The sequence below is a fragment of the Syntrophorhabdaceae bacterium genome (genome assembly GCA_028698615.1).
In the GTDB taxonomy this organism is placed as follows: Bacteria; Desulfobacterota; Syntrophorhabdia; order Syntrophorhabdales; family Syntrophorhabdaceae; genus Delta-02.
The window spans coordinates 1-6834 of sequence record JAQVWF010000069.1; the positions used below are offsets into that span (position 1 = coordinate 1).

A 6834-nucleotide genomic window follows, 5' to 3' on the forward strand; every position below is an offset into this window, starting at 1 on the left:
TTGGGGTCACCTACGACCCCCCCCAATAGTAATGTATTGACAATGCGCACTCCAGCGGCCAAATTCGGTAGTAATACGCAATCAAATTTTGTAAGTTTCTCGGTAAAGCCGGCGGTTTACCGCCAGGCAACTCGGTCTGAACATGGATGGACAATACCGGGACAACTTTTCAGCCGGTATTTTTCCGGGCTGCGCATTCTGAATCTGTTGGCAGGAATAAAAATAGAGGCCGGCGATTTCTGACATTTATAAGAAGCAGGATAATCAAAGGGAAAACAAACACTTTCTTTAAGGCCTTTTGAAAAGGGTGGGTCGCTATCTGGAATAGAACGTAAAGGACACCTTGCCCGGCGGACCGACGCCCTCGTTGGCTCCGGTGGTGCACTTTGAAGTGGAATCTGCCGAGAATCTCCGCTATTGATCTGCTCCGGAACCTCGCTGAGGCTTTTGGGTTGACCAGGGGGTTATCTTTTTCAGGGTTTTGGCGAGCACTCGTTCCGCAACCTCTGTGTCATGCGCGGCCTGGGCACGTAGCCAGTAGCCATTAGAAAGACCTAAGAAGCGGCACAATCGCAGATCAGTATCGGCCGTGATAGAGCGTTTCCCGGACACGATTTCGCTGATTCGCTGGGCAGGAACCCCTATTTCTTTAGCCAAACGGTACTGGCTAAGAGACATCGGTTTCAAAAACTCCTCCAGAAGAAGTTCCCCGGGGGTTATTGGGTCAAGTTTCGTCATACTGCGCTCCTTAATGATAATCAACTATTTCGACACTCTCTGCGCCAGCCTCGGTCCAACGAAAACAGACTCTCCACTGATCATTGATCCGAATGCTGTATTGCCCCTGCCTGTTACCCTTGAGTGCTTCAAGGTGGTTTCCCGGCGGCACTCTCAAATCGTCAAGTCTCCCGGCAATTTCTATTTGCCTGAGCTTGCGTCTGGCTGCTTTCGCTATCGCTCCAAATCGTCTGACAGCATACCCTTTTGAAAGCTTTTCCGTTTCTTCGCATCTAAATGATTTGATCACGGTATATAATAACGCCACTCGTGATTATCGTCAAGAGACAACAAAATAAAGGTAGAGGCCGTTTAAACAGGGAGGAGGACTGCAGGATGTCCCTCGGCTGGCCTCAGCGGGTGTCGTGAGCAACAGGAACCTCATCTCTGGACGGCCTTCCTGAGCACCTCTTCCACCCACTGGTTGAGGTTCCTGCCTCCGCCACTCAAGCGGGTCATGCCACCTTTTGTTGCTATTTCAGGATATCTGTAATAGTCTCAGAAGGTAGACGGACCATGTCCTCAGGAACGCAAGACGCCTTTCGCGCGGAGAAGGAGGGACTATGAAGATGTTCTTTGTGGGTTATGACGATTACTTCGATGAGCCGATCACGGAGGCCTTCGCGGGGGCCGGTGTCAGGTCCTATCTGAAACTGTATAAAGGGACCAGGTCGAGCGGCAAGGCCAACGCCGTCTTCATTCCTGTTCCCGATGAGGAACTCCCCGCTCTTCTTGAGGTCGTGCGGGGTCTGAAAACACAGTACCCTGATGTCGGTATCAGGGCGTTCACTTTTCCCCTGGAGGAATGTGTTTAGGACGACGACGAGGCACTCGTCGCCCTCAACCAGCTTGCGCAAGAACCCGAGATGCACCGGAGGTGCTCGGACCACTGCGCATATGAGTCTTTCGAGACACGCCGTATGAAGTGAAGGGTCTCCCGGCGAAGACGGAATGCAAGGACGGCCTGACTCCGGGTCCACCCCGGCTTCCGGACATGTCCGGAGGGCGCGGATCACGAAGGAGGTTTTGCAATGATGAGATTGGTCATTACAGTAGTTGTCGTACTCGCCGCTTTTGCCGGCGGCGCTCACGCTGAGAGCGGCACCCTCCAGGATGTGAGCGCGGTGTTGGCCGGCCCTCCTTCGTTGACGATCTACACCGCCAGGGAGATTGTGACGCTTGATCCCTCCCGACCGACCGCCCGGGCGGTGGCGGTGCAGGGAGACCGGATTCTCGCCGTCGGTTCCCTCGATGAATTGAAGGCCGTGGTCGGCAAGCAGCCATATGCGGTGGATCAGACCTTCGCCAACCAGGTTATTGTGCCTGGTTTGATCGCCCAGCACGACCATCCGTTCCTCACCGCCCTGACCATGATGTCGGAGATCATCGCCATCGAGGACTGGGTCCTGCCCTCCGGCACCGTCCCCGCGGCGAAGAACATGGAGGAATACCACAGGCGCCTCAAGGCGGCGGAGGCGAAACTCAAGGACCCCAACGAAGTCCTGGTCACCTGGGGCTATCATCAGGCGTTCCATGGCAAACTCACGCGTGCCGATCTTGATAAGATCAGCACCGCCCGCCCCATCATCGTCTGGCACCGCTCGTGCCACGAATTCATCGTCAATACCAGGGCGCTTGAGACGTACGGCGTGGATGCGGCCTTTATTGCCGGTATGACCACGAGCGCCCGGGCACAGTCGAATATCGACGAAGGTCACTTCTGGGAGCAGGGACTCTTTGGGGTTGCCCCCAGGCTCCTGCCCGCCGTTGCCACACCTGATCGATTCCGGCGGGGGCTGGAATTCATGGTGGCCTATTATCATGCCAACGGGGTGACTCTGGGCTGCGAACCCGGCGGTATTCTTTCGAAGAAGATCCAGGACGGTGTCAATGCCGTTCTCTCCGCCCCATCGAATCCCTTCCGCTTCTACTTTATTCCGGACGGGAAGTCCCTCATCGCGGCCTATCCCCGCGACACCATCGCGGAAACCGTGAAAGTGCTCAACTGGGGTGCGGGCATGACCGCCATGATGCCGAAGCAGATCAAGCTCTTCGCCGACGGCGCCATTTACTCGCTGGCCATGCAGGTCCGCGAGCCCTACCTCGACGGCCACGAAGGGGCGTGGCTGATGGATCCTGACGTGTTTGCCAGGGCATTCCGCCTTTACTGGGATGGCGGGTATCAGATCCACATCCATGTGAACGGTGACCGTGGCATCGACATGGTGCTCGACAACCTGGAGCTGAACATGCGCCGCAATCCCCGCCATGACCACCGGACCGTCGTCATCCATTTTGCCGTGTCAACCAGGGACCAGGTGGAGCGCATCAAGCGCCTCGGGGCCATTGTCAGCGGGAACCCGTATTACGTCACTGCGCTGGCGGACAAGTACAGCGAGTTCGGCCTTGGCCCCGAGCGCGCCGATCACATGGTGCGTATGGGCGACGTCGAGCGGGCGGGGATTTCCTTTTCCTACCACTCCGACATGCCAATGGCTCCGGGTCAGCCCCTGTTTCTCATGCATTGCGGCGTTAATCGCGTCACCATGTCCGGCCGCGTGGCGGGCAAGGACCAGCGCGTCAGCCGGCAAGGCGCACTCAAGGCCGTGACGCTCGACGCCGCCTATTCCCTCGGACTGGAACAGAAAGTGGGAAGCATTGTCCCCGGCAAACTGGCCAATTTCACCATTCTTGGGGACAATCCGGTCACATGCGATGCGGCCAGGATCAAGGACATCCCGGTGTGGGGTACCGTTCATGAAGGCCGCGTCCTGCCGGTGAAGCGCCCGGGCCAAACCCAGGCTAGTCTCGGACCGGCACGGGACAACGAATCGCTGGCCGCATCGCTCTCGGCTGCGCACGAGAACCATGGGGATCACACAGCCGGAGGTTGCGTATGCATCTTGAACCGACTCTTCGGTGCAGCGTTCGCCTCGACTTATAATGCGGTTTCGACTCGATAAAGATGACCATAGGGGAACTTTGGGGAGATATGCGATCAGGGCATGCAGGCGACATCGCAAGAAATTAAGAAACTCAAACAATTCAGTGTTTAATTGAAGAATAACTTAATTTCTCTTAATGTCCCCTGCCGCCAAAGTTCCCGCAATCAGGAGAGGTCGAAACGGTCAAGGTTCATTACCTTGTTCCATGCCGCTATAAAGTCCTGTACGAACTTCTCCTGTGCGTCATCGCATGCGTAAACTTCCGCCACGGCCCTGAGCTGGGAGTTCGAGCCGAAGATGAGGTCCACACGGGTGCCAGCCCACTTGAGCGCGCCAGATGCGCGATCACGACCTTCGAATACGTTGTCATCTTCCTCGGTTGTCTTCCACGTCGTGTCCATGTCAAGGAGATTCACGAAGAAATCGTTGGTCAGCGCCTCCGGGCGCGTGGTGAAGACGCCGTGCCTGGACCCTCCGAAGTTTGTGTTCAGAGCGCGCATGCCGCCTACGAGCACCGTCATTTCCGGTGCGGTCAGGGTCAGCAATTGCGCCCTGTCAACGAGCAGTTCCGCGGCCGATACGGCATAGCGGGTCTTCTGGTAGTTGCGGAAGCCGTCTGCCTTCGGCTCAAGCACGGCGAAAGAGGCCGCGTCGGTTTGCTCCTGCGAGGCGTCCATGCGTCCCGGTGTGAAGGGAACCGTCACCTCGTGACCGGCATTCTTCGCGGCCCGCTCGACACCCGCGCAGCCGGCCAGAATGATCAAATCGGCCAGCGATACTTTCTTGCCGTCATTCCGGGCGCTGTTGAACGCGGCCCGGATGCCCTCCAGGGTCCCCAGCACCTTCGCAAGCCGGGCTGGCTCATTGGCTTCCCAGTCCTTCTGCGGTGCCAGGCGAATGCGGGCACCGTTGGCACCGCCGCGCTTGTCGGAGCCACGAAAGGTGGACGCCGACGCCCAGGCCGTTGAAACCAACTCCGACACCGACAGACCGGATGCGAGGACCTTGTCCTTGAGGGATGCGATGTCCTGTTCATCGATCAATTTGTGGTCCACGGCAGGGATGGGGTCCTGCCAGATGAGTTCTTCCGCCGGAACCTCCGGGCCGAGATAGCGTGAGCGGGGACCCATGTCCCGGTGCGTCAGTTTGAACCAGGCGCGGGCGAAGGCGTCCGCGAGTTGATCCGGGTTCTCGTAGAAGCGGCGTGAGATCTTTTCGTAGACGGGGTCGAAGCGCAAGGAGAGGTCGGTGGTCAGCATGGTTGGCCCTATACGTTTTGAGGGATCGTGTGCGTGGGGCACGGTACCGGCGCCTGCACCGCCCTTCGGCGTCCACTGGTACGCACCGGCCGGGCTCTTCGTCAGTTCCCATTCGAAGCTGAAGAGGATCCGGAAGAAGTTGTTGCTCCACTTCGTCGGCGTGTTGGTCCAGGTAACCTCCAGGCCGCTCGTGATCGTGTCGCCACCTTTGCCCGTGCCAAAGCTGCTCTTCCAGCCCAGGCCCTGCTCCTCGATACCCGCTGCTTCCGGCTCCGGGCCCACCAGTGACGCATCACCGGCACCGTGGGTCTTGCCGAAGGTATGCCCGCCCGCAATGAGGGCCACCGTCTCCTCGTCGTTCATCGCCATGCGGGCGAAGGTCTCACGGATATCCCGCGCCGCGGCGATCGGGTCCGGGTTGCCGTTCGGGCCTTCCGGGTTCACATAGATCAGGCCCATCTGCACGGCAGCCAGCGGATTTTCGAGATCCCGATCACCGGCGTAGCGCTTGTCTCCAAGCCACTCGGTCTCGGAGCCCCAGTAAACATCTTTCTCCGGTTCCCAGATATCCTCGCGCCCCCCGGCGAAACCGAAGGTCTTGAAACCCATGGATTCCAGGGCGACGTTGCCGGCGAGGATCATCAGGTCTGCCCATGAAATTTTCCGGCCGTACTTCTGCTTGACCGGCCAGAGGAGCCTGCGCGCCTTGTCGAGATTGACATTGTCGGGCCAGCTATTAAGCGGTGGAAAGCGCTGGTTACCCCTGCCTGCGCCGCCGCGGCCGTCGCTTACGCGGTAGGTGCCGGCACTGTGCCATGCCATACGGATGAGCAAGGGTCCGTAGTGGCCAAAGTCCGCCGGCCACCAGTCCTGTGACCTCGTCATCAGTTCGCGGAGGTCCTTCTTGACGGCCTCCAGGTCGAGGCCCTTGAACTCGCTGGCGTAGTTGAAACCCTCACCCATCGGATTGGACCTGGAGGAATGCTGGTGCAGCATGTCCAGGTTCAACTGGTTCGGCCACCAATCCCGGTTCGTTCTGCCACCACCGGACATGTCTCTGGGAGGTGTTCCCGTTCTTTCCTCATCCATGATATTCGCTCCTTTCGTTGTGCCAATTGTCGAACAGCGCTGCTATGGATACTAATAGTGTTTCGCTGCCCATCTATCCGACACGGTTCTCAGCCAGAGCCGGTTGGGCAAGGCCGATCACCCCTTGCCCATTCCTCTTTTTTGACATTCTTCGCAGTAGCCGTAGTATTCCAGTCTTGTGTCCGTGACCGAGAAGCCCGTTCTCTTCTCCACCTCCGTGGGATCCGCCGGGGCAGACACCTCGTAATCGACTATCTTCCCGCAGCCATCGCATATCAGGTTGACGTGCTCCTCGGTGTTCGCCTCGCACCTGTTATCCGCGGTGTCAAACTGGAGCATCTTGATGATGCCGTGAGCGGAAAGCTGGTTGAGCGTGGCATACGTGGTCGAGAGGCTCAAACTCTTGTGCATCTTCTTTGCCTCCCGGTACACGGCCGCCGCTCTGGGGTGAAGGTTCCCCATTGCCGCCAACACCTCAATAATAGCCAGCCTCTGCGGAGTGATCTTCAGTCCCTTTTCCCTTAATTCTCTTAGCGCCGATTCTCTGGTCATGGCATCAATCAGGAACAATTCCTGATTAGGATATTATAGCGAGGATCCGAATATTGTCAAGGGAGCCCTGGTTTGTCACTAAAAGACCTGCCTTGGTCTCAATTGGAAGTACTCTATTTTTTTGTTCCGTCAATCCATGTAGCGCCCGCGAAGTCGGCATTACCCAGTTTGGACCGTGAGAGATTGGCACCAGTGAGGTTGGCCTCGCAGAG

6 protein-coding genes are annotated in these 6834 nt (G+C 57.9%); 2 read left to right on the forward strand and 4 right to left on the reverse strand.

Annotated features, from left to right (window positions below; genetic code table 11):
• Nucleotides 1–414 precede the first annotated feature (414 nt).
• The gene (locus PHC90_13585; protein MDD3847376.1) at nt 415–738 is read right to left on the reverse strand and encodes a HigA family addiction module antitoxin; all 324 of its coding nucleotides are present in this window, start codon (nt 736–738) and stop codon (nt 415–417) included.
• Nucleotides 739–748: 10 nt separating this feature from the next.
• Nucleotides 749–1027 carry a type II toxin-antitoxin system RelE/ParE family toxin gene (locus tag PHC90_13590; protein MDD3847377.1) on the reverse strand — a complete coding sequence of 93 codons (279 nt, stop codon included), beginning with the start codon at nt 1025–1027 and terminating at the stop codon, nt 749–751.
• A gap of 313 nt (nt 1028–1340) precedes the next feature.
• On the opposite strand from PHC90_13590, the gene PHC90_13595 reads away from it, so the two are divergent.
• Both PHC90_13595 and PHC90_13600 read left to right on the forward strand, forming a co-directional pair.
• Entirely contained in the window at nt 1341–1592 is a 252-nt protein-coding gene (locus PHC90_13595; GenBank protein MDD3847378.1) for a hypothetical protein, read from the forward strand.
• Between the two features lie 399 nt (nt 1593–1991).
• Nucleotides 1992–3740: an amidohydrolase gene (locus PHC90_13600; protein MDD3847379.1), complete on the forward strand. Its 1749-nt coding sequence runs from the start codon at nt 1992–1994 to the stop codon at nt 3738–3740.
• Between the two features lie 146 nt (nt 3741–3886).
• On the opposite strand, the gene katG is transcribed toward PHC90_13600, so the two are convergent.
• Entirely contained in the window at nt 3887–6070 is a 2184-nt protein-coding gene (gene katG, locus PHC90_13605) for a catalase/peroxidase HPI (GenBank protein MDD3847380.1), read from the reverse strand.
• Nucleotides 6071–6187: 117 nt separating this feature from the next.
• Entirely contained in the window at nt 6188–6622 is a 435-nt protein-coding gene (locus PHC90_13610) for a Fur family transcriptional regulator (GenBank protein MDD3847381.1), read from the reverse strand.
• Nucleotides 6623–6834: the final 212 nt, after the last annotated feature.